This window comes from Arhodomonas sp. KWT (assembly GCF_010993615.1).
This window is the reverse complement of record NZ_WNXE01000784.1, coordinates 1-779: the sequence shown is the minus strand read 5'-3', so window position 1 is coordinate 779 and position 779 is coordinate 1. Positions and strand designations below refer to the sequence as shown.

The following is a 779-nucleotide window of genomic DNA, read 5'->3' as shown; positions in this document are numbered from 1 at the left end:
ATCGACCGCGCCAAGGCGCTCTTCGGCGCCGATTTCGCCAACGTCCAGCCCCACTCGGGCTCGCAGGCGAACGCGGCGGTCTATCTGGCGCTGGCCAAGCCGGGCGACACGATCCTCGGCCTGAGCCTCGACCACGGTGGCCACCTGACCCACGGTGCCAAGCCGAACTTCTCCGGCAAGATCTTCAACGCCGTGCAGTACGGTGTGAACGCCGAGACCGGCGAGCTCGACTACGACGAGATCGAGCGCCTCGCCGAGGAGCACCGCCCGAAGCTGCTCATCGGCGGCTTCTCCGCGTACTCCCGGGTCATCGACTGGGCGCGCATGCGCACCATCGCCGACAAGGTGGGTGCCTACTTCATCGTCGACATGGCGCACGTCGCCGGGCTGGTCGCCGCGGGCGTCTATCCGGACCCGCTGCCCCACGCCCACGTGGTCACCACCACCACGCACAAGACCCTGCGCGGCCCCCGCGGCGGGCTGATCCTCTCCAAGGGTGAGCCGGAGCTGGAGAAGAAGCTCAACTCGCTGATCTTCCCCGGTACCCAGGGCGGACCGCTGATGCACGTCATCGCCGGCAAGGCGGTGGCCTTCAAGGAGGCCCTGGACCCGGCGTTCAAGGCCTACCAGCAGCAGGTGGTGGACAACGCGCGGGCGATGGCGGGGGTGCTCGCCGAGCGCGGCTACAACATCGTCTCCGGCGGCACGGACAACCACCTCTTCCTCATCGACCTCATCGACAAGGGGGTCACCGGCAAGGACGCGGACGCCGCGCTGGG

General features: G+C 68.8%; 1 protein-coding gene. It reads left to right on the top strand.

Translation table 11 applies throughout. The annotated features are described in order from the left end of the window. A partial coding sequence (gene glyA, locus G7A99_RS22385) for a serine hydroxymethyltransferase (protein ID WP_163144214.1) occupies positions 1-779 on the top strand: 779 nt, incomplete at both ends.